This window comes from Streptomyces sp. NRRL B-1347, from assembly GCF_000720325.1.
Lineage (GTDB): Bacteria > Actinomycetota > Actinomycetes > Streptomycetales > Streptomycetaceae > Streptomyces.
Genome location: NZ_JOJM01000105.1, coordinates 1 through 26,622, shown reverse-complemented (window position 1 = coordinate 26,622; position 26,622 = coordinate 1). Strand labels below are relative to the sequence as shown.

The following is a 26,622-nucleotide window of genomic DNA, read 5'->3' as shown; positions in this document are numbered from 1 at the left end:
GCATCAACCGCAACCCGCAACTGCCCTGGTCCTTCCTCACCCACACCGGCCTGACCATCCACCCACAACACCCACCGAACTTACGAAAAGATCAGTAGGAGCTCAGGAAACGCGGAAGAGCAACGTCTGGATCACTGATTGTCTGGCGAGAGCGGGAGATGGCCTGTCCAGCCATCACGAGCCCCCTGACTACGCCGCGTTCATTCGCAAGCATCACACGATCTACGACGCATACGCGGGCACGTTCGTTCGGGTTCCCCAGAAGGCGAAGCGCGCCGTTGACGAAGCACTTCTGATCTTACTGATCGTCTGGGACGAGGCCCTGTGCAGCCCGAAACTGGAGCGGTATGCATGGGAACAGCTGCGCCGCAGCGTACTCGAGCACACCCCCCACATCGGCGGCTACCCCTCACTGGCTGAATCCGCGTTTGACACCCACGCTCTGAGCCTGTCCCGGACAGTGGACCCGGTCGGGCACCTGTGCAAGACCCTCACGTTGTTCGACGCGCTGCGCCGCCTGTCGCCCATCCAGCTCGACGTCATGGTCCTGCTGCATCTGCGCGACCTAACCGAGCACGACGCCGCCGGAGCGATGGGCCTGCAAGCCGCCACCGTCCGCGCGGCCGAACGGCACGCCAAACAGCACATGACGGCCTATCTCTCCGCACCGACCAACCAGGAGGGACACTGCGGTGATCTCAGCACTTGACGACCTGCTTACCCGCGCTCTGCTCATCGATCACACCACCACGACGCCCGAAGCCGAGTCCCTACCGACCGGTTGCCCCTCTCCAGAGCCCGCTAGCGGCCGCGCGTTCTCCGACCCAGACCAAGATCGCGAGCGACTGGCAACGGCCGCTGCCCGAGATCTGCGCTCCCTCTGCGAGGCCGTAGTCACCGGCCCTGCGCTCACCACGCTTCTCAGCGCACTCAGCAACCGCCTGCCCACCCCATCCGGTGGTCTCGTCCTGGCCTGCGTCCTGCGGCTCAACCGCGCCGATGAGGCTGCCCGCTTCTGGTGGCAGTACGCCGCTGGCGCAGGAGACGACGACGCCACCACGGCCGCCTACTGCCTGTACTTGCACCATCTAGCCCTCGGCGAGCACCACGACGCCGCCTGGTGGCAGCGGCAGACACCCGAAGCCGCGCCGCCCATCCCTCACCCCTCCCAGACACTGAAGCTCCACCCAGGCAAGGAACCTGCCGACCAGGACACACAGCCCGAATCACACACGCTCATGCACTTGGAATGGCCCGGTGCTACGGAGACGCTCAGCGTTGCCACCACCCTGCGGTTGCTGAGCATCCTCAAGCTCAGCAACCACGGCGGGGTGCGTATCTTCCCTTCGGCAGTCGCCGCCGTCATGGACTACATCGCCATCACCGTGCGGTTCAGCATCGACCCCGACATCGAGCTCCCTCTCCTCGAGGAGGGCTTCCACAACCGCATCCGGGACTTGACCACACCCCGCCCGAAACCCACACGCCCCGAAGTGCCCCCCCTCCCTCGCAGAAGGCCAGCCCATCGGAGCCCCGTCCCTCGTACACGCAGCAGAACTCCCTGGAGCGTGGTCGCGTACGGACCCGACGTCGACGTCTGGTAGACATCTCGCCCCCAACCGCCCCACAGGTTGACGAAACCCATAGAGGCGTCCCTCCAGCGTCCAGCGGTACTCAGGCAGCTGCTCGGCCTCCTCGAAGCGCCGCTGCAGGAAGTCAGAAGTCGCTGCCAGCACTCCACCTTTACGCACGGTCTCGGCGGTCACGCCTGCCGAGAAGACACCGGCCCTGTTGGCCGTGAGCCGAGCAGCGGAAGGGGCCGTTCCGCCGAGCGTCGTTCCACCCAGCGATTATCCAATCACTCACATCGTCAACTCGGCACCAGTGATAGCGACGTGACTCAGGGTGCAACGGGAGATCGCCTCCCGGCTGCAGTACTTCGCCCAGCAGCCCTGACCAGCCCGAAATAGCGAAGAGCCCCCGGCGGTCTCCGGTCTCCAGGCCACCGACCGCCGACAGGCTCCTCAACCCGGCACAGCCCTCCAGAAAGGACTCACCGCAATGCAGCGTACGCCCGCGACCACACAGACGGCCATCGCCTCCCTCGACAAACCCCCACCCACCCGAACCACCCGCATCCGCCGATGGCTGCGCCGCCGACGCCGCTACGCAGCCCTCCACCTCCTGCGCGGCCTCTCCTACGGCCTGGGCGCCGGCCTGGTCGGCATCCTCTTCTACTGGCTCCAGCACCACCTCTGAAACACAACAGGTCCGCGCGTCCGAGGTCCTTGCGTTCGCGTCGCAGGACACGGCGGAGCGCGAGGACCTGCCGTCAGTTGCTCGCGCGCCCGACCGACGAGGGAGCACCTCGCTCCGCCCGATCCAGGGTCAGGGACTTGGCGGTCATCCACGACTCAATCACCGCCGAGGGCGCCCAGGAGGTCGCCGTGATCGTCCACGACATCCTGCGCGGCCAGCTCCCCGACCCGTTCCGGCGTAGCCGCTGACCGCCCGGCCCGGCACCGGGGCCCCTGACGCGCTGTAAGTGCGCAGCGCTACCGCCCCAGTACAGTCAGCAACAGCCGGACAGGGAAGGGGGGCATGGCTATCACTGGACGCCGAACCAGCGCAGCGGGGGCCAGCGCGCGCCGGATCGGGGAGTTAGCCCGCACCGCCGAGCGCCTCCAGCAGCACCGCCGCGCGAAGCTCACGCTGCCGCTGACCGCCGCGGGCGCCGCCGTCATCGGCGCAGCCGCCGCCACACTGCTCGGGTGGCCGGCGGGCGCCGTCGCCGCCGCGGCTGTCCTCGCCTACGGCATCCGCCGGACCTACCGCCGCGCGCCCAACAGCTGGGCATCCGGCGCGGCCGGCGAGGAGGTGGCGACCGCCCGGCTGCTGGCCCCGCTCACCCGCCGCGGCTATGCCGTCCTGCACGACCGGGCCATATCCCGCTCCCGCGCCAACCTCGACCACTTGGTCGTCGGCGCCTTCGGCATGGCCCTGGTCGACAGCAAGAACTGGCGCTCCAAGCGCTCCCGCCTCACCATCAACGGCTCCCTGTTGCGCTACGGCCAGTACGACCAGACCAAGGCCCTCAGCACCGTGGTGTGGGAGGCGGAGCAGGCCGCGAAGGTGCTGGGGGTACCGGTCCGCCCGGTCCTGGCCGTGCACGGCGCGCGCGTGCCCGCCCCTCGTGGGTGCACCGAACTGCACGGCGTCACCGTCATCGAGGCGAAGAAGCTGCGCACCATGCTCCAGGGCTTGGCCCCGCAATCGGGCTGGGGACGCCGCCCGCGTCACGGCCCTCGCGCAGCTGGCCGAGCAGCAGCTGCCCCCGCACGGCACCTGACCGCACGCGCCGTCCCCCTCCTCACTGCGACCGACTGCGTGCCGCGCAGGCTGTAGGCGGCGGTCGCCGACGTCGAGACAGTCAGAGGGTTCAAATTTCGTGTAGCGACCTGCTGTGGCCGTGTCGGAACCGGCTGACAGAATTCGCGGTTGGAGACGAGATGGCCCTTCGTGTGCCGCGCAAATGGAGACGTCTGCGCGGAACACGAAGGGCCATCGGCATGTCCGGGGCCCACCAGCATTGATGACAGGGCCCGCTCGCCTCGACGCTGCGCCACAGACTGGCGAGGGAGCGGACCCCCGGGAACCGGGAAGGGCTCCATGACCCCAGCAAAGCGCATCCGGGGCCGCAGAGCCGCTCCGCGGCGGCGCGGCCCATGGCGTCGACCACCACGGTCACCGGCGATGTGTCGTCCACCATCAGCCGCTGCCGACGTCGCCCTCGAGGTCCTCCACGCCCCGGCCACCTCCGGCAGTGCCTCCGTGCCGGGCGCAGCGCAGCGCGGCCGCGCGGGAAGCCTCCGGCACCTACTGATTGCGAGCTTCGGCCGCCCTGGAGGGCGATCGCCACAGAGACGTCGCGAGCTTCAGGTGAAGCCCGGGTGAGATCGAGGGCATCGACCTCACCCTCAATTTCCTCCGCGCGAAGCGCGACGAGAGCCAACGCCGAGCCCAGCGACCGGCCGTTCACCTCGGCGTCCCCGCACGCCGCCGTCTCCAGGAGTCCGAATGACCTTTCCCAGCCCAATGCCCGGAAGCGACCAGCCGTCACCGAAGGATGACGTTCACGCCCCGTTCCTCGAAGATCTCCAGGAGGAGGTCGAACAGCACAAGCTCGCGGTCACCGGCGGGCACGCGCTCTACCAACCGTTCCCGAGCCTCGGCCGAGGAATCCCAGTGCAAGGTGAATGGAGCAGTGGCTCCCCACCCGCCGCACAGGCAGTCGTCCAGAGCGTCAAGGTTCCGGCCGAAGTATCCGCCGGGTTCGTTGATGACCTCACCGATTGCACGGCGGCGGCCGAACCCAGAGGCCTTCCGGCCGTCGCCCTGCATGCCCCGGGTCCAGCGGCGGTGCGGGGCACGAGCTTTGCTCTGTCCGCGCTCCCCGGCCGCCTCGCGCGGGCCTGGTGGAGCGCGACCCGCGCGAGGTCGGTCCCGGACAGCTCCAGGCCGTCGACGGCCGACTGCTCTCTGAGGGCGGTCGTCTCGGGCATCTTGGACCCCTACCGACGCCCGTACATCATCAGCGAGCCGCAGGCGCTGCTCACCAACCGCGGAGCACGGCGCACCAGCCCGGGGACCCAGAGCCGCTCGGCGTCCGCGCGGCCCATGTGGCGTCGACCGCCATGGTGAGGAGAGCTCATCCTCAGCGCAATTCCCCAGGCGCCCAGGAGAAGACGGGCGCAAAGGATGCCGGACGCACCGTCTGCGGAATGCTCACCGCAGAAGGGCCATCGTCATCGCCTTGGGCCGTGTTCACCCGGGCGCCGCGTCCGCACCACACTGTTCTACAGCAGAGGTCGAGAGGGCCGGAGGCAGGGGATGGACGCCCGCTCAGCTGTGGTTGACCGGCCACGAGGTGATGTTCTCCCACGGGCCGCAGTTGTCGGGGTTCTCTGTGCCCTCGCAGACTGCGACATAGCCGCTGGTGATGAACTGATATGCCTGATTCATCTTGACTTCGACCCTACTGCGTCCGCATATCTCAGCGTGTTTCCGGACTGGCCCCGGGGTGCGGTCGAACCTGAACCTCGTCCACAATGAGTAGCAGGCGCTACCAGTGTTGGACAGAGTGCCGCTGAGAACGAGCTCTGGACTGCTCGGCGTGCTCCCGGATTCGATCCACCGTTCACCGCTTGCAGCCGAGGTCTGATGTGTGGCCGACCACTTGACTGTGCGGCGTGCTGTGGCGTCGTCTGCCGTGGCCGGGGTTGTGAGTGTCACTACGAGGCCAGTGACTGCGAGGGCGGTAGTGGCCCAGTGGCGTACATGCATCAGGTGGTCTCCTTCTCTTTCGGGGACAGGACGGGTGGAGTTCGTACAGCGTGGTGGCGGCGGAGTGCGGAGAGCGCGGCGAGATATCCGCACATGCCGTGGACAGAGGGGCCGGGCGGGGTGGATGCCGAGCACAGGTACACGCCGGGCAGCGGTGTGGTGTAGGGATCCCAGCGAAGGGTGGGCCGGGCCAGCGACTGACGTAGCGTCAATGCTCCGGCGGAGATGTCGCCTCCGACGTAACTCGGGTTGTACTCCTCGTACTGGGTGGCTGAGAGGCCCCGGCTGGAGACAACCGTGTCGGTGAAGCCCGGCGCATACTCTTCAATGCGCTCCCGAATCAGGTTGACGGGGTCGCGTGTATCGCCATGAGGGACATGGGCGTAGGCCCAGATGGGGCGCTTGCCGCCTGAGGTTCGGGACGGATCGGTGACCGCCGGGTCGACGACCAGGACAAAGGGCGCATCCCCTGGGCGTCCGGACGCGGTGGCAGCCTCCTGGCGGAGGATGTCTGAGCGTGTCCCGCCCAGGTGGACGGTGCCAGCCTTGCCGATGAGGGGGTTGGTCCAGGGAATCGGAGCGTTGACGAGGAAGTCGGCCTTGGCAGCTCCTGGACCATACGCATAGGACATCAAGGCGTTGCGGTAGCGGGGAGGCAACGGATGCCGCGGCCCGGCCATGCGTAACAGGGCCCGGGGGCCGACATCCAGCATGACGAGGGGAATGCCGCTGAGCTCCGCCAGGTCTTTGATGTGGTGTCCGGTGTGGATGACCCCGCCGTGTGCGGTGATATCGGCGGCCATGGCGTCAGCGATACGGGCGCTACCTCCCTCGGGCAGGGGCCAGCCGCTGCTGTGCGCGAGATGGCCGAGCAGCAGGGCGACAGCGGCTGAGGGTATCGAGGGCAGCTTGCCTACGGCGTGTGCGGCGACCCCGGTCAGCAGGGCCTGTGCTCGCTCGGTGGCGAAGGGAGTGCACCTCGTGGAGTGGGCCAGCACTCGCGGCGCCAGCAACAAGGGGGCGGCCGGGCTGCGCGGCAGGGCACGCTGGGAAGACAGGAGCAGGTCGACGACCTCGGTGGTGCGGTGGACCAGCGGAGCCATGAGACGGGCCCACCGGGGCCCGTCCATGCCGAGGTGGTCCGCAGTGCGGTCGATGCTGCGCCAGACCGCGGTCGCCGAACCGTCGGGCAGCGGATGGGCGTACGGCATGCCCGGCTGCAGGAGACGAACTCCCCGCGCGGGCAGGTCGAACTGCCGGAAGAAGGTCGATGCGGCAGCCATCGGGTGGACGGCGGCGCAGATGTCGTGCGCGATGTCCTTGTCGAACAGTGTTGTGGTGCGCAGGCCTCCGCCGATGGTGTCGGCGGATTCGAAGAGGGACACCTCCAGGCCGGCCCGGGCGAGGGTCACCGCGGCAGCCAGCCCGTTGGGGCCGGTGCCGACGATCGCGGCATCGGTCATGTTCCGGCTCCGGCGGGGGTGAGTTGTTGTGTGACCAGCCGCTGGTAGGTGGCGTCGCTTTCCATCAACTCGGCGTGGGTGCCCCTGGCGCGCAGTCGTCCGTCCTCGACGACCAGGATGTGGCTGGCGCCGAGGGCGGTGGAGATGCGATGAGCGATGGTAAGGACTTGGCAGCGGGTTCCGAGGACGGTGAGGGCCTCGCGCAAGGCTGCCTCGGAGTCGGAGTCGAGGTGTGAGGTGGCCTCGTCGAGCAGCAGAACGGCGGGGCGGGCGAGCAGAGCGCGGGCAATGGCCAGGCGCTGCCGCTGGCCCCCGGACAATCCGGCACCGCCTTCGCCGAGGTCGCTGTCCAGGCCGTGCGGCAGCTTGTCGATGACCTCGGTGAGGTGCGCTGCCTTGAGTGCCTCGGTGACGTCATCGGGGGATGGGTCGGGGCAGGCGTAGGTGAGGTTTTCCCAGACTGTCCCCCGCATCAGTGGAGTGTCCTGTTCTACCAGGCCGATGTAAGAGCGAAGTTCGGGCAGGCCCATGGCGTCAGTGTCGGTGCCGGCGATGCGGATCGTGCCCTGGCCGGGATGGTGGAAGCGTTCGATGAGCTGGAACAAGGTGGTCTTGCCCGCACCGGACGGGCCGACAATCGCCGTGACGCCCGTGGTGGGCAGGCTGAAGGACATCTGGCTGATTGCCGGAACGGCGGAGTCAGGGTAGGTGAAGGTGACTTCATCGAATTCGATGGCTGGAGCTCCGGTGATGCGGGCGGTGCCACCGGTGCTTGCAGTGGGCTCCTGCTGGATGGCGGCCAGCTCTTTGACCCGGTCGATGGCGGCCCGGCCCTGCTGGAACTCTCCCAGCGCCATGAACAGCGTCACCATCGGGGACACCAGGTAGAAGAGGTACATGATGAACGCGGTGAGGTCCTCGATGGGCAGCGTCCCGGTGGCGACGCGCGCCATGCCCCAGGTGATGACTACAGCGAGGGATACCTGGGTGCCCACGTTCATCGCGGGTGTCAGCATCGATGACAGACGGGTGACGCGGAGGCCGCTGATGCGTGTGGCATCGGCGAGTTCGCAAAGGCGGTCGGCTTCGCGCGCCTCGGCGCGGGAGGCCTTGACGGTGGTCAGGGCGCTGAGCGCGCGCAGCAGCCCGGAGCCGAGGGCGCTGGTGTCTTGCCGGTTGGTCACTGCTGCGCTGCGGACGGCCCGAGCCAGGCGCAACGCGATCACGGAGGCGATCCCGAGACACCCCACGGCGGCCAGCAGCAGCCTCCAGTCGATCCAAGCCATGACCGCGACACAGCCGGCCGTGGTGAAACCGGCTGTGATCATCTCGGCGACGGAGGTGGACATAGCGATGCGTGCAACGGATGTGTCAGCCACTGTGCGGGTGAAAATATCGCCGTGCTCTAGCCTGTTGAACGCTCCGACCTCAGCGTGCAGGAGGCGGCCGATGAGTGTCGTGCGCATGCTGAAGACAATGTTCTCCCCAGCACGGCCAATGAGGTAGAAGTGTCCGACGGCGAGCAACGCGTCGATCGTGAACAGAGCGGCGAGGAACACGATCGGCCACACCACGGGATCGTCGGCCCCGACCGCCTCGATCAGGTCGCCTATGAAGAGCGGCTGGACAAGGGTGGAAGCCGTTCCTGCCAGGCCGAGCACCATCCCGAAACTGAGCAGCGCCCAGTTGTCCCGGGTCATGTCACTGAGTTTCATGCGGCACGCTGATAGACGCAGACGTAGGTGCCCGACTGCTCGTGGTACGGCGTCTGATTCCAGTCCGCCCAGTGCGCCACGACGGAAAGCCCGCAGTTCGCCGCGTAGGCGTCGACATCTTCAGGAGAGATAAGGCGTGATATCTCGTGCCCGACACGTGAAGTGCCGTCCTTGTCGAACCAGATGTGCGCGCACTCCCAAAGGTCGCTTCCGGGAACAAGCGTTGAGTGGGTCTGAACTCCGGTACCGGGCTCCGGGTACTTCGTGAAGTATGTGGTGCGCGGCAAATCGCCATGCATCGCGAGAATTGCCGGTCTATTGTAGGTCTCGACCACGAGCAGCCCACCGGGCGCGAGCCGGGCCGCCGCACGATTCATCGCTTCCTGCTGCTCCTCGACTTCAAGCAGTAGAGATAGAGATCCGCAAATGCAGTACACGATTGCGTACTGCTCGTCATCCGCGTAGTCGCGCATGTCTGCCCACATGCTCTGCACATTCGCCCCATGCTTTGAGATCGAAACGTCAAGAGCCTGGATCATTTCCTTTGAGGAGTCGACAGCGACTACTGGAGTGAACCGGGACAGGGGGATGGCAACACGGCCAGTACCTGCCCCTAATTCTAATGCCCCTCCACCGGCCCCAGGTAGCAGGGAAACCAGAGTTTCGACTGTCAGTGCAGTCAGGGTGTCATCAGGGAAGAGCCGATCATACCATCCTTGAAACTCTCGCCCGTAGCCGATGTCCCGCACCACGCTTGCCACCAGAATCCCTCCCGCTTAAGTATCATCACATAGGGCGTATCACGATCTCGGCCTGGCAGGTTTACATGAGACCTGGTCATGTGCACCAGCAGTAATCCTTGGGCATTCCCAGAAATGTGACCTAATTCATCGTGAGAGACTTTCGATCCGCCGCGGATAAGGAACGCTGATCGATGACATAGAGAAGCGCAGGATGGGTCGCACCGAAGGCGAGAACGAACCTGTTGAGTCCCATGAACTGCCCGATCCCAAGATGAAAGGCTGCCATCAAGCCGAGATAGGCGCGAGCCGCCGGCTTCGGCAAAATGAATACCAGCGGGAATCCAACCTCTGCGACGATCGTTCCCCACGAAATAATGCGACCGACTAAGGGATACTTGGTAACCAGGGCAAAGAGGCGCTTGTCCCCGTATGCTTGCGTGCCGATAATTCCAGCGAATGCTTCACCTTTAAGCCATACCGGAGAAACAGCCTTGACGACGCCTGAAGCAACGTACGAGATGGTCGTCTCCAGCGCCAGAGCACGCATCGCGACTTCGCGTCTTTCACGAGCATCGGTGAAAGTGGCTGTGGCTGAGAGAGTCACATTGATGACCTGTTGCAGTTGGTCGGCTCCATCTGCTCCATACGGACTCCGTATGCGATCAAAGCCGCCGGCCGCCACGAGTACGGCGCCACCCCACATCTGAACGGCCCGACTCCGCGGCCAGATCAGAGTCGCCGCGGAAGCAGCTGCCTGGATCCCGTAGGTGGCAACAGCTGCCGCTCTGGAGTCCAATGCATGCACCAGCCTTGGGAACCGGCGCGCGAAATTGGGGTGTCCAGCTGCTATCTGCGAAGCCAGGAGTTCATCCCGTTTGAACCTTTTCACCTGAGTAAGGATTTCGACAGATGAAACCAAAGTCCCCAAGGATGCTATTCGCCGGGAAACAATCTCGGGCCTAACACTCTGAAACACTGCAGTCGTATCCTCTTTTTCCAGGGTTTATGCAACCTTGGCCACGGAGGCACGGTGCGCCTATCGGCAGCACACCGTGCCTCCCTAGGTCACCTAGTCAGCTCAGTGATCGCGGTGCGCGACGTAGCGAGCAACGTGCTGACCAACCCTGGCCGTAGCGACGACACCGGCTCCGGCGGCGACAGCTGCAATCGGGGTGATCATGACCGGGCCGTTCGTCTCAGGACGCAAAGCGACCTGAAGACCCTGCGTGATCTTGTCGTTGCTGTTGATGTAGTCGGCAACATTACTCAAGAGCTTCTCCTCATCATCCTGTAAAGCTCCAGCCGTTCGGCTGGACGCCGTGTAGTCAACCCCAGAGAGTTGACTACACGGCTTCCGGCCGAAGAACTATCGCTCTGAAAATTCGGGCAAGGGCAGCCTTTCGGAGGCAAAGGCCGGTGTAATCTGCTCGTTGCTGGTGTCCAGCGCCTTGGATTCCACCAGCAGGAACTGGGTTTCCGATGCTCCTGGCTCATGTGGGGCATGACGCTGCACGTAACGCGACAGAAAGATATAGTCCGATGTATCCGTGACGCGCTGTCCTGTATCGTGGCTCGATATCGCCACGATCGTGCGCTGCGAGGCGTCAAATATTGACTTCGGGGCCCGGTTTCGGGGGTTCCACACCAGTCCGTACCACGGCCTGTCTTCCCCTACTTCAAGATCTCGCCAGATACTGGGCCTGTTGGCGCAGAAGTCGCGGTAGAGCAGATGCGTATTGGTAACACCCGGGTTCGGGCCGAAGAACCGCCAGTTCGGAACGGGTATGCGCCACCGGCCGCGCTGCAGCAGCGCGTCAAAGCGGTGGTCAGGAAGCTGCCCGGCCGCCGTAAGGACCAGCCATCCGGCCAGTCCCGCCGTGACCAGTGCCACTCTCTTCTGCTGCACGCCTCTCACCGTTCTCCGATTTCCGATGCATCCAGCACGGCCTGACGATCCCCCATGATGATCTGCGAGACATGCCGAGCATGCGCGGGTATCGACAGCACACTCAGATGCTCCGCATCCCCAATGATGTGATGCCTGGAACGGTCGGACAGCTTGAGAAGCCCGAGCTGGTCGGCATCATGGTCAGCAGCTCGCAGGTTGTTATGGGCCGACACAACATCAAGCGGCAAGTTGAGCGGCTGCAGCGAGGGATATTTCGCGGCGGCGCAGAACTCGCGAAAGGAAGTGAGCCAGGTCCCGGGCTGCACAGAGAAATCCTGAAGGGACTTTTCTATTTCTGGCCGGAACCCTGGAGCATCTCGTACCGGAGCCAGAGCGGCAAGTCCGATGGCCGACCATACCGCCTCCATGATGAGGGACTGGCGCACCCATGGATAGAAGTCCAAATCGCGGGCCGCATGCAGCGAATCGATATTTGTTGCATCCACGAGCACGACTCGTTCAATGGAGTCGTCCGCGCCGCACGAAGCTGCATATGCGGCAGCCAAGTATCCGCCCAAGGAGTGCCCGACAAGCGTGACCGGCAAACTAGAAACGTACTCGGAGCGAAGCTCACTGAGAAGCGAAATATGCTCATCGAGAGTCGGAGGGGAGGCTGACCTGCTCACTCCGTAGCCGGGCCTGTTGTAACGAACGTACGCTACCCCCCCGGGAAGACTACTGGAAACCCAGTCCCAGCACTCGTGCGCCATTCCCAGGCCGTTCTCAAACATGACTGCCGATTGCGCATCCGCAGGTAAGTGAACCTCAACCTCGATCACGCTGCCGTCCGAGCGTCGATATGTAGTGCTGCGGCGGGCTCGTTCCCGAGCCCCCGCCATCCGAACCAGACTCCCTCCCAGCGCACCAACTACAGTTAGCGCCCCGAGACCGGCTACAACCTGACGTTCTATGGTGTGCATGTGCCCCCGACTTTCGAATGCATCGTCGTGGGACATTCGTACCATGGGGCAGCGGAGTCAAGAATGGAGTTAGTTGAATCTTCTAGGCCGCTTCACGGTCATCACTGCTGATCACACGGTCACGCCACCTTGCCTTGAGGCGGCGAGTTTCCATATAGAGCTCCCCCAGCGCCCTTTTAAGGGCACGGTTCTCATCACTCAAGGCCTCCTCTCGGGCAGCATCACGCAGCACCGGCTCACCTTCCAGACCGAGCCGCGCCCCTTCCATAAAACGGCGCTTCCAGTTCGATACAGCCTGCACAGATACCCCCGCCCTCTTGGCTGCCTCTACAGCGGTTTCCTCTCCGGAGATCACCTTGATAACGAGTGAAAGCTTCGCATCCACTGGAAGTGCTGGAGGACGTCCCACGGCCCCTCTCCCCCCTCATCATCTGATGTTTGCAGTAGCAGATGTGGTCAGCTTTACCTCATCGGACTGGCACCGGGACTGTCCAGAATGATCTCCGCCAATCCAGGGCTGTGATCACGCCTCACGCAGGTGCTGCCACACTCGGTTAGCAGGTCACCTCGTGCGGAAGGAATCGCTCCGCTCATGTCAGTGCAGCAGCCCACCCGCCGTGAGCTAGGCCACGATGGCAGCCAGAAGACCGGCCTGAAGCGCTCGCAGACTCACCTCTTTGCCTCGGGCACCCGACCGCAACGCCGACTCCATGCCACTGCCAGCAGCCAATCGCCGCCGATAGCCGAAAGGCCACGTGCTTCGCGGCAGGCCAGCACCGCGCGAGCGGCAGCCCGACTGTTCAAGTTCCCCAACCACCACCGGGATGCCCGTACAGACGGTCAAAGGCCAGCAGCCGCGGGCGGACTACCGCACGCTCGCATGGTCCACCGGGCGCACGCCGCCCCCAACGCTCACGTACCTGCCGAGCACCGTGTCCCTCCCCCCCCACTCAGGGAGGGCTTCCACCGGCTCTTGCCAGGGCTCGCCAGCTTCGCCTCGCAGCGGGCCAAGAAGAACGGCACGGCGGCCCTCGTGCCGGGAGTAAAACCCATGATCCACACCCGCACTACGATGAGGATGTGACTGAAGCCGCTCCAGAACCGACATTGACCCAGCGCGTCGAACTACTGGAACAGCACCTCTCCGCGCTGCAACAACAACTGAGCAGCATGCCAGCCTGCACAACGCCGCCCCCGGAGCACGAGACGCCAACTGCAGCAGAGCCCCACCAACTGGCCAGATCAGCCCTGGCAGATGCTGACTTAACAACACTCAGCACACGCCTGAGTGCCCTCGCTCACCCGGTACGCCTGAGGATCCTGCGGGCATGCCTGGAAGGGACTCACAAAACCAGTGAACTCTCCGCCCACGACGACATGGGCACCACCGGGCAGCTCTACCACCACCTTCGCCTCCTGGTACACGCCAACTGGCTCACAACCCCCTCTCGCGGTCACTACGAGGTGCACCGAGAACACGTCACAACCCTTGCCCCACTCCTCTCTCTCATGACCGGAAATCACACCGACCGCCATAGCAACTGACCTCGCGGGACGAGTCCTCCAGTAGCAGCTCCCGATCGACGTCGACGACGACGTCCACGGGCTCCTGCTCCGGGGCCGAGGCGAGGACGCCCGGGCGGGGAGCGGCAGTACGACCGTATCCACCGCTGCGCCTGGGACGCCGTCCTCCAGCTGCGCGGCCGCGAAACCTGAGCTGCGGCGGCCTGCCGTCTCCGGCACAGGCTCCATTCGCGCGCGCCGTCCCGGCCGCAGCCTCCTTCCCCAGCCGGTGAGAACGAGCCGAGTCACGACGCCCAGTACGCGACCCCTGGGTACGCGCTATCCCCGACGAGCTCGCCCCCTCCATCCGGCAGGCCGCGAAGGCGGCCGGCCTGAGCGTGAACGCGTACGTGGTCCGCGCCGCCCGCCGCGCCGCGACCCTGGACGCCGCGCAGCAGCTCGCCGCGCTCGGTCTGGGCCATGACCTGGCGGGCGAGGGCGACAGTCTGTGACCTCGGAGATCAAGCGCGGGGAGATCTGGACCCTGCCCGACGGCCGCGACGTCCTGGTCGTCTCCCTCATCGGCCTGGACGAGGCGTACGGCGCCGTCCTCGCCATCGTGCTGCACCCGCCCGGCCGCTACCCCGACACCGCGATGTCCGGGCGCGGGTGCGCCAGTCGAGCACCTGCTCGCGGGTCAGGTCCTCGAGGACCAGCTCCTGGCCGTCATCGACGTCCACGACCTCCGGGGCCGGGGTGACGGAGGCCAGCCGGGGCGCGAGCCGCACGACCGGGGCCACCGCCGCAGCCGGGACCTGGTCCTCGGGCTGCGCGGCCGCGGCTTCGGCACGGGCCTGAGCTGCGACGGCCTGCCGGGCGCGGTACAGGTCCCACTCGTGCGCTTTCACCCGTGCCTGCGGAGCGTCCGGCGCAGCGACTGGTGGCTTCGGGAACCGCCCCCCCGGGGGAGGGCGGGGCCGACGGCCAGGCCCCGCACACTGCTGCCCCCTGCCTGGCGTGCCGGTTACGAGGGCCGTTCCTCTTACTCGGCCCCCTCGATGACCCCGTGGACGGCTACGCAGTAGTAGGTCCCCTGGATGTCGTCCACCACACCGTTCTTGGCGCGGCAGTCCGCCTCCGAGATTGGCCCTGGATCTGCGATGGACGGTGTCGCACCGATGACGGTGAGCGCCAGAGCAGTGCAAGTCATGACGATGGACGCGGTTCGCCGCATGAGCGCCTCTTCCTGGATCCTGAGTTACGCCGAACGTTTCACAGCCTCGACGTCCCTCGGTTCACTGGCGCGCCCCCAAAGGAGTGAGCACCTACGCGTGGGACTCGGGGCCCTTGATCCCGGTGAACACACGCCGATCCAGGGAACCTTTCACGCAAGATCCTGTGATGTCCGGCTACTGGTCCAGCACGCTGCCGCCAGCGGCCGACACGTTCCAGGCGCGGCCCGGCCATCGGGCCATGGAGCACGACGGCGAACGCGCACGGCTGGCCCGTCGACGGCGGGCTGCTTCGCCGGGAGCGGTCGGCTCGGTCAGGGCGTCAGGTCCAGGACACGGACCGGCTCCCGATCCACTGCTCTGGTGCGGTGGTGGTGATGATCGCGCCGTCTGGGCGGGCCGAAGACGGCTGGGCGGCGTACTGGCAGTGCGCCGCCGCCCAGAGACGAGCACGGTAATGCCAAACAGTGCGGCCAGGTGTTCCGCTGTGCCGGCCCGGTCCCGGTCGGCTTCCACGAGCGCGCACGCGGGGGCGTACAGGTACCAGCCGGCCTGGGCGTGGGCGCGGTGGAGGAGGCGCGAGGCGAGCACGTTGCCCCGGCCGGCCGCGGCCATCGCGGTGTCGTCCAGGACGATGCGCACGACGTCGCTCACCGCACGGCCGCCTGGGCCAGGCGGCGGTCCAGCTCGCTGTCCAGGCCCTGCTCCTCAGCAGGGGTGGGCGCGTAGCCGTTCCACGCCTTCAGCGCGGCCCGCGCCTGCTCGGCCATCAGCGCGGGCACCATGAACGCCCGGCCGCACAATGGAAGACGTCCCCCCGCTGCTCCACTGCCGAGGACCGGCCAGAATGATTCGCGAACAGGACTCCCGTGATGCAGATGAAGGTGGGCGGGCTCGCGACGAACTCCAGGATCACGCTGGTGAGGGGCTGGCGTTCCGCCGACCGACGCGGGAACCCACGCGTGCGGCACGGTCTCAAGTCCATCCGTTGAGCCGAGACCGGCGAGGTGAGCCGACTCGTTGAATCCCGGTATGGCGACGCAGGCTCCCGCTGACAAACAGGTCATCCCTGACCGAGGCTTCTGCACAGCACGGGTGAAGGTCCTCCCCCGCGGAACCCGGTACACCTCACGCCTCAGTCCGGCTGGACCGCCGAGCCCATCACCGCCGTCGAGCCCCTGGCCGAACAGCCGTCTGCTCCCGCACGGCGGCTGAGAACACACCGGATGAGCAGGGGCCCGAAGAATCCCGGCCCTCCTTATCGCCGGCGTCAGGACTCGTCGCCCGGTGCGAGGTCAAGGCGCAGCCGGTGCCAGACCGGCTGGCGCAGCAGGCCGGCTCGTGTGCGGGTGGTGTAGCGAATCTCCGCCACCAGGCGTGGGAGGACCCAGCGGGCGCCGCGCACCGGCGGAGGCGGCGAGAAGGGGCATACGTCATCTGCGGCGATGGTCAGCAGATCGTTCAGCTGGGTGTGTTCGTGCTCATTCCAGCCGGTGCCCACGCTGCCCAGGTAACGCAGCACACCGTCGTGGGGCTCGCCCAGCAGGACCGCGCCGGGCAGGGCGCTCAGCCGACCCTGGCCCGGCACCCAGCCACCGATGACCGCGTCCACGGTGCGCAGGTTACGAATTTTGATCCAGGCACGGGAGCGCGTCCCCGGCTCGTAGATCGAGTCCAGGCGTTTGAGGACGATGCCCTCCAGCTGCCGGGTGCGGGCCAGCTCCAGGGCCCGGCGGCTGTGCCCGGCCACGGACGCCGGCACCGACCAGTGCGGGCCGGGTGCCACCACCTGCGTCAGGTGGTGGCGGCGTGTGCTGTAGGCCTGGCCCGTCAGCAGCTGCCCGTCCAGGAACAGCACCAGGTGGGCGGGCTCCTGAGCGGCGAGGCGGGCTGCGCGCACCGGGGAGCCGACCAGGCCCATCCGAGGCTGCAGGCGCGCGAAGTCCGGCCGGCCCTCCTCATCGAGGGCCACGACCTCCCCGTCCACAATCGCCGGCCCCTCCACGCTCCGGCCGAGGCTATGGAGTTCGGGATAGGCGGCGGTGATGTCGGCACCCGAGCGGGAGCGCAACAGCACCGAGCCGTCCCCGGGCAGGTAGGCGATCACGCGCTGCCCGTCGTACTTCGTCTCCGCAGCCCACAGATGATCAGAACGTGCAGGCGGGAGGAAGCCCGGCGAGGCGAGCATAGGAGCGATCCGCGGCAAGACAGCCATGCCCCAGCCCTGACCGGACCGACCGCACGCCACTCACAGACCGCTTGCCTCTCCCCCTGACGGTCCAACGACAGACGGCTGGCATCAGCGCCTGTGCGTCTGACCCCCCAAGGGTGATGTGCTGGCCAATCGCTTCTGCAGCGCGTCGATCGACCGGAGCTTCGCCCCGACCTGCTCGGCCTCGACGACCACCGTGCGCATCCGAAGACTCGACGCCATCACCGCTGCCGACACCCCGGCCGGGCCTGCCCCCACCACGATCAAGTCGAAGCCGGTCATCGCCTCGGCCGCATCGAACGCAGCCGGTCTGCGACGTCATACACCGTCAGCCGCAGCGATCGGATATCCCGGATCAACGTCTCCCACGGCCCGAAGGCATCATCCACGTCCTTCCCGGATGACCGGATGTACGCCACCGCCACCCCGTACGCGAAGAACGCGTTGCGGGCCGGCAACGGACGCAACAGCACCAGCTGCTCCAGCAGCGCCGCCGCACGCCAGTACACATCCGGCTCGCCCATCTCCAGCTGCGGAGTGTTCACCTTGTGACGCGCCACCGCAGCCACCAGGGCCGAGTAGTCCCGCACCCCGAGGTCCTTGCCGAGCAGCTCTTCCTGACGATCCAGGAGCCACCGGATGTCGATGTGCAGCTCCAACGTCAGGCCGCCCGCCCGGCGGTGCCCCGGGGGCCCGGGGCGTCCTCGGGAAACGCCGCATCGAACGCCTCGGCTATGCCGGGCTTCCCGGTGACCTCGCGGAACACCAGCGTCGCCTTGTTCAGCTTGACCTGGTTCTCTTCCTCTATGGCCAACTGCGCCAGGTAGGCACGCATGCTCTGCCCGCGCGCCGCGGCGACGGCAGCGAACCGATCCCGGGTCGCGGAGTCGACCTTCATCGTCGTGTCGCTCATACCCCCGAGTATCCACCCACAGGTACCGCCACGAATACTCCTCCTGTGAAATGCCCCCTGCCCAGGCGGAACCCCGGCCGGGCCTTCGTCCCGCCACCAGCAGGTAAGCATCCACCTGGCAACGGGGTCACGCAGATGCCCTCTCCGTATTGACCCGGCCAACCAGCCAGTCCGTGACCCGGTCGATGGTCACCAGTCCGTTGCGCACCACGCGGGTGCCAGCAAACTTGTCGAGGTCCTGGGCGGTCGCTGGGCGGGTCAGCCCCAGAGCTTTCGGGTGAATTCCCTCGCCCATTCCACCCGTTCGTGGTGCGTGCCGTGGGGCGTACACCGGGCCTTGGGTGAGGCATTGCACTTTGGGCAGGTGACGTCCATCGCGTGCCAGGTACGCGCCGGAGAGCCGCCGTACTGCTCTCCCCGCCGTTCCCTGCGTGGCGCAGGAGGCTGGGGTTTGGTCTTGCGGGTTCGCAGGATCCGGAGCAGGCGTTCGTCGTGGGGGACCTGCCGCGTCTTGCCCGGTCCGACGCGGTCGTCGTTGGCACAGGCTTTCCCCGGTCCGGCGTGGCATCGCGGGCACTTCCCTCGGTACCAGTCCTTGCGTGCCACCTGGTGGTGCAGCTGGGGCTCATCCTTCTTGCCCGGCTGCGACCGTCCGTCCTTGCGGGCCTTCGGCGGCCGCACCTGGTCGGGCTGCCGCTGCACTGGGAGGACGCGTTCGGGGGCGGGCGCCCGCTCGCGTTCCACGCGCGCCTTCCAGGTGTTGATCTGGCTTGTCTCGCTGGGCGTGAGCTGATCACCAGCCACTGAGGCCACCTCAGCGAGCTCGGCGACCAGGCGGCGCTTGTCCGCCTGGGGCATAGAGCGGCGCTGGCGGCGCAGGGCACGCAGGCTCACTCGCACCTGCTGCGCTGCATCCATCTTCTTTCGGACCTTCCTCCGGCGGGCCTCGGCCTCGGCCTCAGCTTCGGCGTTCAGCTTCCGGGCAGCTTCTTCCTGCTCCCTGACCAGCGCGGCAAGGAACTCCGCTGCTGCTCCCGCGGTTTGGTTCTCAGCATCGGTGCGGTCATGGGCTGCGATCGCGTTCACACGGACCAGGAGCCCGCCGGCCTCCTGAGCGTTTCCCTCGGATACCGCGTCGCCCAGGCGGGAGAACATCTGCCGGCGCAGTTCGGCCTGCTCCTCCAGCCAGACCTTCGCATCTTCAAGGGCGGCGTCGATCTGCGTACGAGTCCCCTGGTCCACACCGTCCATGGCGGTGAGGGTGCTGCTCACCCTGTTCACCACGACCACGGCCCCGACGGTGCGGGCCTCCCCAAGACGGCGCAGGAGGGCCTGAGCCTGGGCCCGCGAGTCCGGCGCCTTCCTGCCATTGCCCAAGGCCCGGCGGGTCGGCGGGGGCGTACTGCGCGAACGGATGATCCGCTCAACCGCCGGAGTCGACAGGCCACGCTCGGTCATCTCGCACTCGTCCAGCGTGAACCACTCGGTGGGCCGGGCGAAAGCCTCAGTGCCGATACGGACATGCCGCGCCGTGCCCTGGCTGTCCAGGCGGATGCGGTGCACGTACCAACGCTGAATGAGGGTGCTGCGGTCGACGGGGACGGACAGACCCAGCACCGGCTCGCTCGGGCCGTCCCACACCGGGGGCACCACCTGGTCCAGGTGCACGCGCAGACGGCGCCCCCGGCGTGGGAGCTGGATGTCCACGACCGAGCCGATCGGCGCCCCCTCCGGCCGGGCGAACTCAAAGCCGGCCTGCTCGCAACGGCGGTGCAGCCACGCGGCGGCAGCGGCCTTCACATACAGGTGGTCGGCACTGGAGATGCCGCGCGCCCGACGGCCGCACACATGGAGGTGCCCGTCAGGGCCGGGATGGTGCGCGAAATGGCAGACCCGGTCGGTATACAGCTTGGTGGTCAGCTGCAGCCCGCAGCCGCCGAGCAGGATTCCGCACCAGAAGGTGTCGCCTTCATGTCGCTGCCGGAAGGCCCCCAGCTCGATGGCTTCCAACGGCAGCACAAGCGGCTCCTCAGAATCCGCGCTGCCCAGGACCGCCGTCTGGATCTGCCGCTTATCAGCCTGCACACCATCCCCCTCCAGCCGTTCCAACTCATCGTGCCACCCACGGCGTTGGCCCCACAGACGGCCGACGCGCCCGTCGAGGCAAGCTACGGCTCCGGCTTGTCACGAGGGCGCTGACGCCTTCGGGCTGAGGTTGGCTGACTTGGTGTTATAGACAACAAGTCCTTCTGCGGTCACGCTGGGTGTGCTCGATCGGTGTGGGGCCAGGGGAGGGAACCATGCGGAGAGTCGACGAGCTGCGGGAGCGGACCGTTTGGAAGAGCGATCCGCACACCCAGGTGAAACACCTCGTGTACCGGCACTACCTGCAGTGCTGGATGGGCAAGATCCTCCAGAAGTTCCCGGAGGCCACCATCGTCGACGCCTTCGCGGGACCGGGCGTCTACTCCGACGGTCCGCCCGGCTCCCCCGTCGTGGTTGCCAAGACCTTCCTCGAGCACGCGGCGCACCGGCGCTTCAACAAGCTCAACCTGGTCTGTCTCGAGGAGCGGCCCGACCGGGTGGAGGAACTGCGGCAGCAGTTCGCCAAGCTGCCCCCGTCACCGCAGCTGAACATCAGTGTGCAGCCGCCCGGTGTCTTCGCCGAACAGCAGCCCCGGCTGTCCGCGCTCGCCCACCGCGGCCGCGCCGAGACGCCCGTACTGTGGCTGATCGACCCGTTCGACCTGAAGAGCGCACCCTTCTCGCTGATCAGGCAGTGCCTCGCCGGACCACGTGACGAGGTGCTGTTCACCCTCTTCACGAACGAGCTGCACCGCTTCTGCCAGCGCGAGGGCTACGACAAGACCATGACCCCCTACTTCGGTGGCACCCACTGGACATCCGCCGTACTCGAGCGGCGCGGCCGCAGAGAGGCCTTCGCCACGGCCTACCAGCAGGGCTTGACGGAGCAGGGCCTGTTCACCGGCAGCTTCGGCATCAAGGTCAGCAGCCAGAGCGCCCGGTACCACCTGGTCCTGGCCACCCACAGCGAAGCAGGCCTGAAGTGCTGGGCCCCCGTGACCTGGAAACTGGACCACTACAGCGGCCAGGGCGCCTCCGCCGAGACCGCAGGCGCCCTGTCGCTGTTCGACGAGGCCTCAGTCGTGGACCGGCTGGATGTCGCACTGCGCGCCCACGCCGGCACCGCCCAGCGGTGGGAGACGCTCTCCAGCCAGGCAGCCCGGCTGAACCACATGGACAAGCACCTGCGCCAGGTCCTGGACAACCTCGCCGCACAGGGCCTGGCGTTCCGCGTCGACCCGGTCCGCGCGCGCACCTCCTGGCCGGAAGGGTGCACCGTGCGCTTCTACGCCCCCGAGGACGTCGCCGACGAAGCCTCCTAGCGCGCGGGAAGCACCAGCTGCTGAGGCATGTCGTCCCAGGTACGGCCGTCCAGCTCGCGGCCGCCGGCTTTCGGAGTACGGCCGCCCCACTGCTTGAAGAAGAACGCCACCCCAGCGGACTGGCAGGTGTCACGGATCTGCGTCACCCACGCCTCCTCGAGCGGCCGGTGCCCAGGGCCGGACTCCCCTCCGGCGATGACCCAGTCGATCGCCGTGAGTTCCAGCCCGTCCAGCGGGCCGAGCAGCGGCTCGCACGACAAGAACTTCACCGCCGCCGGCACCTGCCGCAGGTCATCCACGCGCGACAGCTCCTTCGCGCTCTCCACCGACACGCCCATCCACAGATTCGCCGGCCACTCCAGCCGGTCAGCGACCTGACGAAGCCGGCGCGCCCGCTTGGTGAGCACCTGGTAGGTGTGCTGCGGAGTGCCCGCCATCACCTCGAACACCCGGCGCACGTAAACGAGCGGCACCCGGGCGTGGAACAGGTCGCTCATGGAGTTCACGAACACGGTGCGCGGGCTCCTCCACCCGTACGGCACGGCGAGCGCCTCCGGGTGCAGCGTCAGGCCGAATCCTGGCCCGGACGTGCGCGGGTCACCGTCGTTCTGGTACTTCGCCGAGCCCATCGCCTTCAGCCGCTTCGCCAGCGTCAGCGCGTAGCAGTTGTCGCAGCCCGCCGAGACGCGGTCGCATCCCGTGGTCGGATTCCACGTCGCCTCGGTCCACTCGATCGCACTGCGATCACTCACCGCCCGGCCCTCCATCCCCGCCAACCGGGCCCTGCCACAGGCGCGGCACCGACGCGACTCATGCCCAACGAGCCACCAGAGCAACGGACATCGGCATCCAACCAGGCGCCGCCCGCAGGCGTGGCCCCATCACCTAACTCGAACATACGTACCCACTTCTGTGAAGGTTTCTCGGCACAAACCAGCCACACCGCGACAGCGCCAGCGCACCGCGCCCTCGCGGCCCGGACCAGGGTTTTTGAGGGAGTTGTTGAGGGCTGTGGAGCCCCTCTCGGTGATCGTCGGCCGATCCTCATAAAACGATCGGTTGTTGAGCAAGCATGAAGAGGTGCTCGCGATCACAGGAGCGGAGTCCGTTGGTCCGGTAGCACAGCTCCTCCGGAGCGAGTCGACCACGGTCGAGGCCATGGAACTGACCCTGACGGCAACGTTGTTCGACACGACCCACTTGGTGCTACGCTTCTCGGCCAGTTGCATCATCGTCAGTTCACTTTTCCAGTACGAAGGTTGCCAGCCAGGTAGCCAGGTCGTACCAAGGCAACACTCGTCATTAGCCGGCGAGTGCCCTGAAAGGACCGTGAGTTGGGTGGTGGCGCGCCACAACCCTGGACGGCCACCCGCGCCGGGAGGGCAGGTGGGGGCACGGTGCCGAAGTCAGGTCCCAGCCCTCGCCCTCTGCCGCCATATCGGCGAGCAGATCGAGAGGCTGAGGAAGAGACTCCCGTGTCCCACATACCCACTTCGGCGGCTGAGCCGCCGCTCCCCTTCTCCACCGAGTCGGACATTGTCGATCACCGACTCATCGGTGCGCGTCTGCGTCCGCCCGCCTCGCAGGCGGTGATCGACAAGAGCGTCGCCGCAGGTGTTGCGATCGGGCTGAGCCCCGAGATGGCCGAGGTGCTGGCCGCCGCCGCCGCCGACCAGCAGCAGCTTCGCCGGGCGCTGCGCTCGCCGAAGATTCAGCGCTTCGGCTCCGAGGAGTTCACGTACATCGAGTTCGACGTCGTGACCTGGCGCATCCTGCCGTCGCCGGACAACATCCGGTTCGAGGACGAGCGCGCCCGCGGCACGATCCCCATGCCTCGATTCGGAGCCGTCGAGGGCGAGGCGCTGCTCACCTTCGAGATGGACTCGGCTGACAAGATGATCGACGCGATGGCCCCGCGGATCACCGACATGGTGAACAACAACCCGCACATCGGCTCCATCCTGGACCGCGGTATCGAAACGCCGGGATGGCTGAGCGCCGTCCGGCTGACCACGGACCTCGGCACGGTGACCCGACTGGAGTCCACGGACGCCTTCGGCCGTACCGTCGCCAGCCACCAGGGCCTCGGCATCACGTTCAAGGACGCCGCCTGGAACCTGCGGCCCGGCAGCCGTCGCGCGAAAATGCTGCTCCGTGACCTTGTGGAGTGGGCTGTAAGCGACATCGTCACGGACGACCAGGCCCGCATGGTCCGCTGCTCGATCATGCCCAACGCCCGGGTGATCATCGGCTACTCGGCCCCGCGGGGGTTCGACCGGGCGCGCCGGCGGTTCGTGGCGCACCTGCACATGGCGCCGCCCATGACCTTCTCCACTGCCACCACTCTGAACGCCAAGGCGAACGCTGCGGTGGACAACCTCTACGAACGCGGCCTGCTGATCATTCCCTCCGGGATGACCGCCGAAAGCGTCCGGGACATCCTCGACGGCACGGACCGCAAGCACGGCCTCCTCCCCGACCAGGTCGCTGTTCTGGCCTGCGGGACTCTCAACCCCCACCCGAACAAGCGCCAGGCCCGCGCGGTCAACGACGCGATCGCCGACCTCACGGGCGCGAAGCCCAAGCTGGAGGAGCGCACCCAGCTGGCTGCCGAGGTCGCCCTGCGGGGCTTCCCTGCGGACAAGCGGCTCACGGCCCTGCGATCCGCGCTCGACCGGGCCTGGCGCTGGTCGGTCCTGCGCGGCGTCGAGCTGACGTGCGGCCACCCGCTCGACCTGCTGGCCGAGGCGCTCCGCGAACTCGTACAGGCCGGTGACGCCGCTGGTCCCGCCACCGCCGAGCTCGCCGCGCTTGCCAGCTACCACCTGGTCGGGGGCCGCACCCAGCTGCTGACCCGTTCCGAGTTCGGCGGCCGCGGCAGCAACGCCGAGCCCCAGCAGATCATGCGGCAGCTGGCCAAGTCCGACGTCGGTCTGCGCCAGCTGTGCCAGGTTGTGCTGGACGGCCGGGCCGGACGGGACCCGCAGGAGCTGGCCGACGGCGCCATGCCGCAGGACACGCTCATCGCGGCCGCCGAGATCCTCACCGCCGGGCGGCTGCGCGAACTCGCCGACCTGTCCGAGGGGGAAGGCATCACGCACGAGACCCCCGAAGACCGACTCGCCGCGGCGCTCAAGGACTTCCAGGAGCGCCTCGACGACCTCCTCGCCGCAGCCCAGGCCGTCGGCCACGTGACCGGCGAGGACGGCGTGGCGCTGGTGGACACGTTGGGATTCAGCAACTCCAACGTGCGGGACACGCTCGTCGAGATCACTGACCTCGTTTCGGAATGGCGAGGCGCGCGGCGCCGGGCCGACCGGATGCGGGCCGACCTGGACGAGAGCGGTGACGCCCGATGAAGCGCGCCGCGTACACGCTCACCCCGGAGAACTACGGCACCGCGTGCGATCTCGCTGGCTCCGTGCTGCTGCGGCGTGTCCCGGCTGCCTCGACGGTCCTGCAGATCACCGAGGGTGGGGCTTGGAACGAGTTCTCGACAGGCGTCTACATCGCCGCCGACTTCGAGAACGTCATCCGCTACACCGGGAGCGCGGTCCGCGAGGGGTCGATCGGTGACCGCGTTCAAGAGCACGTACTGCGCGGACGCGCCGCTCAGTGGACCCGCCTGATGGTGGTCCCGCTGGCACCGGGCACCGAGGAAGATCTGGTTCGCAGGATCGAGGGTCGGATCGGAACGGTCCTGCGGCCGCTCGACACCAAGCGGCTCCCCACCCTTGGCGCTCCCCGGCGACCTGCCTCGCGCAGGGCCTCCGAGTAACTGGAGGAAGAGGGCACAGGGAAGGCCCCCACCGCGGAAGCGGTGGGGGCCTTCGCCTTCTGCGGTCACAGGTCGATGTGATGGATGAACTGCTTGGCCGGATCAGGCACGGGTCAGCCGAGGGCGGCTCCATACCGACGGATCGGATCTATCCATGGTCATTTGAGGGCAGACTGGCCGGCGTGACGACCCTGGCCGACGCGATCGGCGCCGACGCCCAGCCCACGAGTTCTTGGACAGGACGTCCCTGGTTGATGCTGGACGGTCCTGCGACTTGTTGGACGGTACTGGCACATCCTGGACGGGGCTTGCTCGTTGTACTGGGCATGGGGGAACTGCCAGGCCCTGAGCCGCCGGATGACTATCGATGGATGGCCGAGCATCGGTATCGCGCCGTGCTGCAGGTCCTGGAGGGGGCCGCGGTTGCGGAGGTCGCGCGTCGTTTCGGGGCGTCACGCCAGTCGATCTACTCGTGGTTGGAGCGGTATCACGCCGAAGGCCTCGCCGGTCTGGTCGACAAGTCACGGCGTCCACATGTCTCGCCTCATCAGGTGGCGTCCGAGATTGAGGCCCTGGTCTGCGAACTGCGTCGGGCACATCCGCGCTGGGGAGCTCGTCGCATCGTCCACGAACTGCAGCGGCGCGGGGTGACACCGGTGCCGGGCCGGTCCACCGTCCATCGCGTCCTGACCCGCAACGGGCTGGTTGACCGACAGGCGCAGAATCACCGGCGCGTCTATCGCCGCTGGCAGCGTGACGCTCCGATGCAGCTGTGGCAGCTGGACATCATGAGCGGTGTCTTCCTCGAGGGTGGCCGTGAGTGCAAGCTCGTCACCGGCATCGACGACCATTCCCGGTTCATCGTGATCGCGAAGGTGGTGGCCGAGCCCTCCGGCCTGGCTGTGAGTGCGGCCTTCGCTGAAGCGATGCGGTCCTATGGAGTGCCGTCGGAGGTGCTGACGGACAACGGTAAGCAGTTCACCGGCCGGTTCACCAAGCCCGTGCCGGCCGAGGTGCTCTTCGAGCGGATCTGCCGGGAGAACGGCATCACCGCTCGTCTCACCAAGCCTCGATCGCCCACCACGACCGGCAAGATCGAACGGTTCCACAAATCCCTTCGCCGGGAACTGCTGGACCATGTCGGGCCGTTCGCCGATCAGCCCACCGCCCAGGCGGCCATCGACGCCTGGGTCCACGGTTATAACCACAGCCGGCCGCATCAAGCCCTCGACATGGCCACCCCCGCCTCGGCCTTCCGCCCTGAGAACGAACAGCCAGAGCGCCAGCAACGCGGGGGCCACCTGCCGGAGACCGAGCACGAACCAGGACTCAGCGTCTCCGATCTGCTGAGGTGACTCCCGTCGTGTGGACACTCTGACAATGGATCTTGTAGGTCCGAGGAAGGGTGTCCTGGTGGGACGGAAGTCTCCATATCCGGTGGAGTT

Annotated in this window: 23 protein-coding genes and 2 pseudogenes; 8 read left to right on the top strand and 17 right to left on the bottom strand. The window is 67.0% G+C overall.

The window, feature by feature from the left end; all coding sequences use genetic code 11:
- The 4 genes from IG74_RS52525 to IG74_RS46780 all read left to right on the top strand — a co-directional run.
- On the top strand, positions 1–709 hold a 709-nt coding region (locus IG74_RS52525), incomplete at its 5' end, for a hypothetical protein (protein ID WP_158858028.1).
- The gene (locus tag IG74_RS48380) at positions 693–1,604 is read left to right on the top strand and encodes a hypothetical protein (RefSeq protein ID WP_051856540.1); all 912 of its coding nucleotides are present in this window, start codon (positions 693–695) and stop codon (positions 1,602–1,604) included. The genes IG74_RS52525 and IG74_RS48380, both read left to right, overlap by 17 nt.
- Before the next feature lie 457 nt (positions 1,605–2,061).
- Complete coding sequence (locus tag IG74_RS46785) at positions 2,062–2,259, top strand: hypothetical protein (RefSeq protein WP_037827065.1); 198 nt, start codon at positions 2,062–2,064, stop codon at positions 2,257–2,259.
- A gap of 342 nt (positions 2,260–2,601) precedes the next feature.
- Positions 2,602–3,405, top strand: a complete 804-nt coding sequence (locus tag IG74_RS46780; protein WP_234334626.1) for a nuclease-related domain-containing protein — start codon at positions 2,602–2,604, stop codon at positions 3,403–3,405.
- Between the two features lie 711 nt (positions 3,406–4,116).
- On the opposite strand, the gene IG74_RS0141895 is transcribed toward IG74_RS46780, so the two are convergent.
- The 16 genes and pseudogenes from IG74_RS0141895 to IG74_RS0141830 form a co-directional block, all read right to left on the bottom strand.
- Entirely contained in the window at positions 4,117–4,401 is a 285-nt protein-coding gene (locus tag IG74_RS0141895) for a barstar family protein (protein ID WP_030688476.1), read from the bottom strand.
- A gap of 941 nt (positions 4,402–5,342) precedes the next feature.
- Complete coding sequence (locus IG74_RS0141885; protein ID WP_030688472.1) at positions 5,343–6,806, bottom strand: phytoene desaturase family protein; 1,464 nt, start codon at positions 6,804–6,806, stop codon at positions 5,343–5,345.
- A complete protein-coding gene (locus IG74_RS0141880; protein ID WP_234334625.1) occupies positions 6,803–8,506 on the bottom strand; it encodes an ABC transporter ATP-binding protein in 1,704 nt (567 codons plus the stop codon). The genes IG74_RS0141885 and IG74_RS0141880 overlap by 4 nt, the downstream gene beginning before the upstream one ends.
- Before the next feature lie 11 nt (positions 8,507–8,517).
- Entirely contained in the window at positions 8,518–9,282 is a 765-nt protein-coding gene (locus IG74_RS0141875; protein ID WP_051856534.1) for a class I SAM-dependent methyltransferase, read from the bottom strand.
- 121 nt (positions 9,283–9,403) lie between these two features.
- Positions 9,404–9,946, bottom strand: a complete 543-nt coding sequence (locus IG74_RS53815; protein ID WP_234334624.1) for a hypothetical protein — start codon at positions 9,944–9,946, stop codon at positions 9,404–9,406.
- 396 nt (positions 9,947–10,342) lie between these two features.
- The gene (locus IG74_RS52520; protein WP_158858026.1) at positions 10,343–10,534 is read right to left on the bottom strand and encodes a hypothetical protein; all 192 of its coding nucleotides are present in this window, start codon (positions 10,532–10,534) and stop codon (positions 10,343–10,345) included.
- 96 nt (positions 10,535–10,630) lie between these two features.
- Complete coding sequence (locus tag IG74_RS52515) at positions 10,631–11,170, bottom strand: hypothetical protein (RefSeq protein WP_158858024.1); 540 nt, start codon at positions 11,168–11,170, stop codon at positions 10,631–10,633.
- A 5-nt stretch (positions 11,171–11,175) separates the two neighbouring features.
- Positions 11,176–11,943 carry an alpha/beta fold hydrolase gene (locus IG74_RS50275; protein WP_267885637.1) on the bottom strand — a complete coding sequence of 256 codons (768 nt, stop codon included), beginning with the start codon at positions 11,941–11,943 and terminating at the stop codon, positions 11,176–11,178.
- Between the two features lie 271 nt (positions 11,944–12,214).
- Entirely contained in the window at positions 12,215–12,517 is a 303-nt protein-coding gene (locus IG74_RS51580) for a helix-turn-helix domain-containing protein (RefSeq protein WP_158858020.1), read from the bottom strand.
- 1,696 nt (positions 12,518–14,213) lie between these two features.
- Positions 14,214–14,543: a hypothetical protein gene (locus IG74_RS52965; protein ID WP_199818970.1), complete on the bottom strand. Its 330-nt coding sequence runs from the start codon at positions 14,541–14,543 to the stop codon at positions 14,214–14,216.
- Between the two features lie 638 nt (positions 14,544–15,181).
- Positions 15,182–15,521 (bottom strand): annotated as a pseudogene (locus tag IG74_RS53810) (hypothetical protein).
- 616 nt (positions 15,522–16,137) lie between these two features.
- Complete coding sequence (locus tag IG74_RS0141850) at positions 16,138–17,082, bottom strand: ATP-dependent DNA ligase (RefSeq protein ID WP_030688459.1); 945 nt, start codon at positions 17,080–17,082, stop codon at positions 16,138–16,140.
- A gap of 84 nt (positions 17,083–17,166) precedes the next feature.
- Positions 17,167–17,361 (bottom strand): FAD-binding protein, encoded by a 195-nt coding sequence (locus tag IG74_RS0141845; RefSeq protein WP_030688455.1) that lies wholly within the window; start codon positions 17,359–17,361, stop codon positions 17,167–17,169.
- Positions 17,358–17,738, bottom strand: a complete 381-nt coding sequence (locus IG74_RS0141840; protein WP_030688453.1) for a hypothetical protein — start codon at positions 17,736–17,738, stop codon at positions 17,358–17,360. The genes IG74_RS0141845 and IG74_RS0141840 overlap by 4 nt, the downstream gene beginning before the upstream one ends.
- Before the next feature lie 2 nt (positions 17,739–17,740).
- Positions 17,741–17,992, bottom strand: a complete 252-nt coding sequence (locus tag IG74_RS0141835) for a hypothetical protein (RefSeq protein WP_037827064.1) — start codon at positions 17,990–17,992, stop codon at positions 17,741–17,743.
- Positions 17,993–18,250: 258 nt separating this feature from the next.
- On the bottom strand, positions 18,251–20,077 hold the full coding sequence (locus tag IG74_RS0141830) for a hypothetical protein (protein WP_037827062.1): 1,827 nt from the start codon (positions 20,075–20,077) through the stop codon (positions 18,251–18,253).
- A 215-nt stretch (positions 20,078–20,292) separates the two neighbouring features.
- Between IG74_RS0141830 and tcmP the strand changes: the two genes are divergently transcribed.
- The gene (gene tcmP / locus IG74_RS0141825; protein WP_030688446.1) at positions 20,293–21,399 is read left to right on the top strand and encodes a three-Cys-motif partner protein TcmP; all 1,107 of its coding nucleotides are present in this window, start codon (positions 20,293–20,295) and stop codon (positions 21,397–21,399) included.
- Here the strand turns inward: tcmP and IG74_RS0141820 are convergent.
- Positions 21,396–22,151 carry a DUF5131 family protein gene (locus IG74_RS0141820; protein WP_030688443.1) on the bottom strand — a complete coding sequence of 252 codons (756 nt, stop codon included), beginning with the start codon at positions 22,149–22,151 and terminating at the stop codon, positions 21,396–21,398. The two genes, tcmP and IG74_RS0141820, sit on opposite strands and share 4 nt — an antisense overlap.
- A 723-nt stretch (positions 22,152–22,874) precedes the next feature.
- Here IG74_RS0141820 and IG74_RS0141815 point away from each other — a divergent pair.
- From IG74_RS0141815 to IG74_RS0141805, 3 genes and pseudogenes are all read left to right on the top strand, one after another.
- Positions 22,875–24,758, top strand: coding sequence for a hypothetical protein (locus tag IG74_RS0141815; RefSeq protein ID WP_030688441.1), 1,884 nt, complete (start codon positions 22,875–22,877; stop codon positions 24,756–24,758).
- Positions 24,755–25,177, top strand: a complete 423-nt coding sequence (locus IG74_RS0141810) for a hypothetical protein (protein WP_030688437.1) — start codon at positions 24,755–24,757, stop codon at positions 25,175–25,177. The genes IG74_RS0141815 and IG74_RS0141810 overlap by 4 nt, the downstream gene beginning before the upstream one ends.
- 326 nt (positions 25,178–25,503) lie before the next feature.
- A pseudogene (locus IG74_RS0141805) lies at positions 25,504–26,439 on the top strand (IS481 family transposase); the annotation flags it as partial.
- Positions 26,440–26,622: the final 183 nt, after the last annotated feature.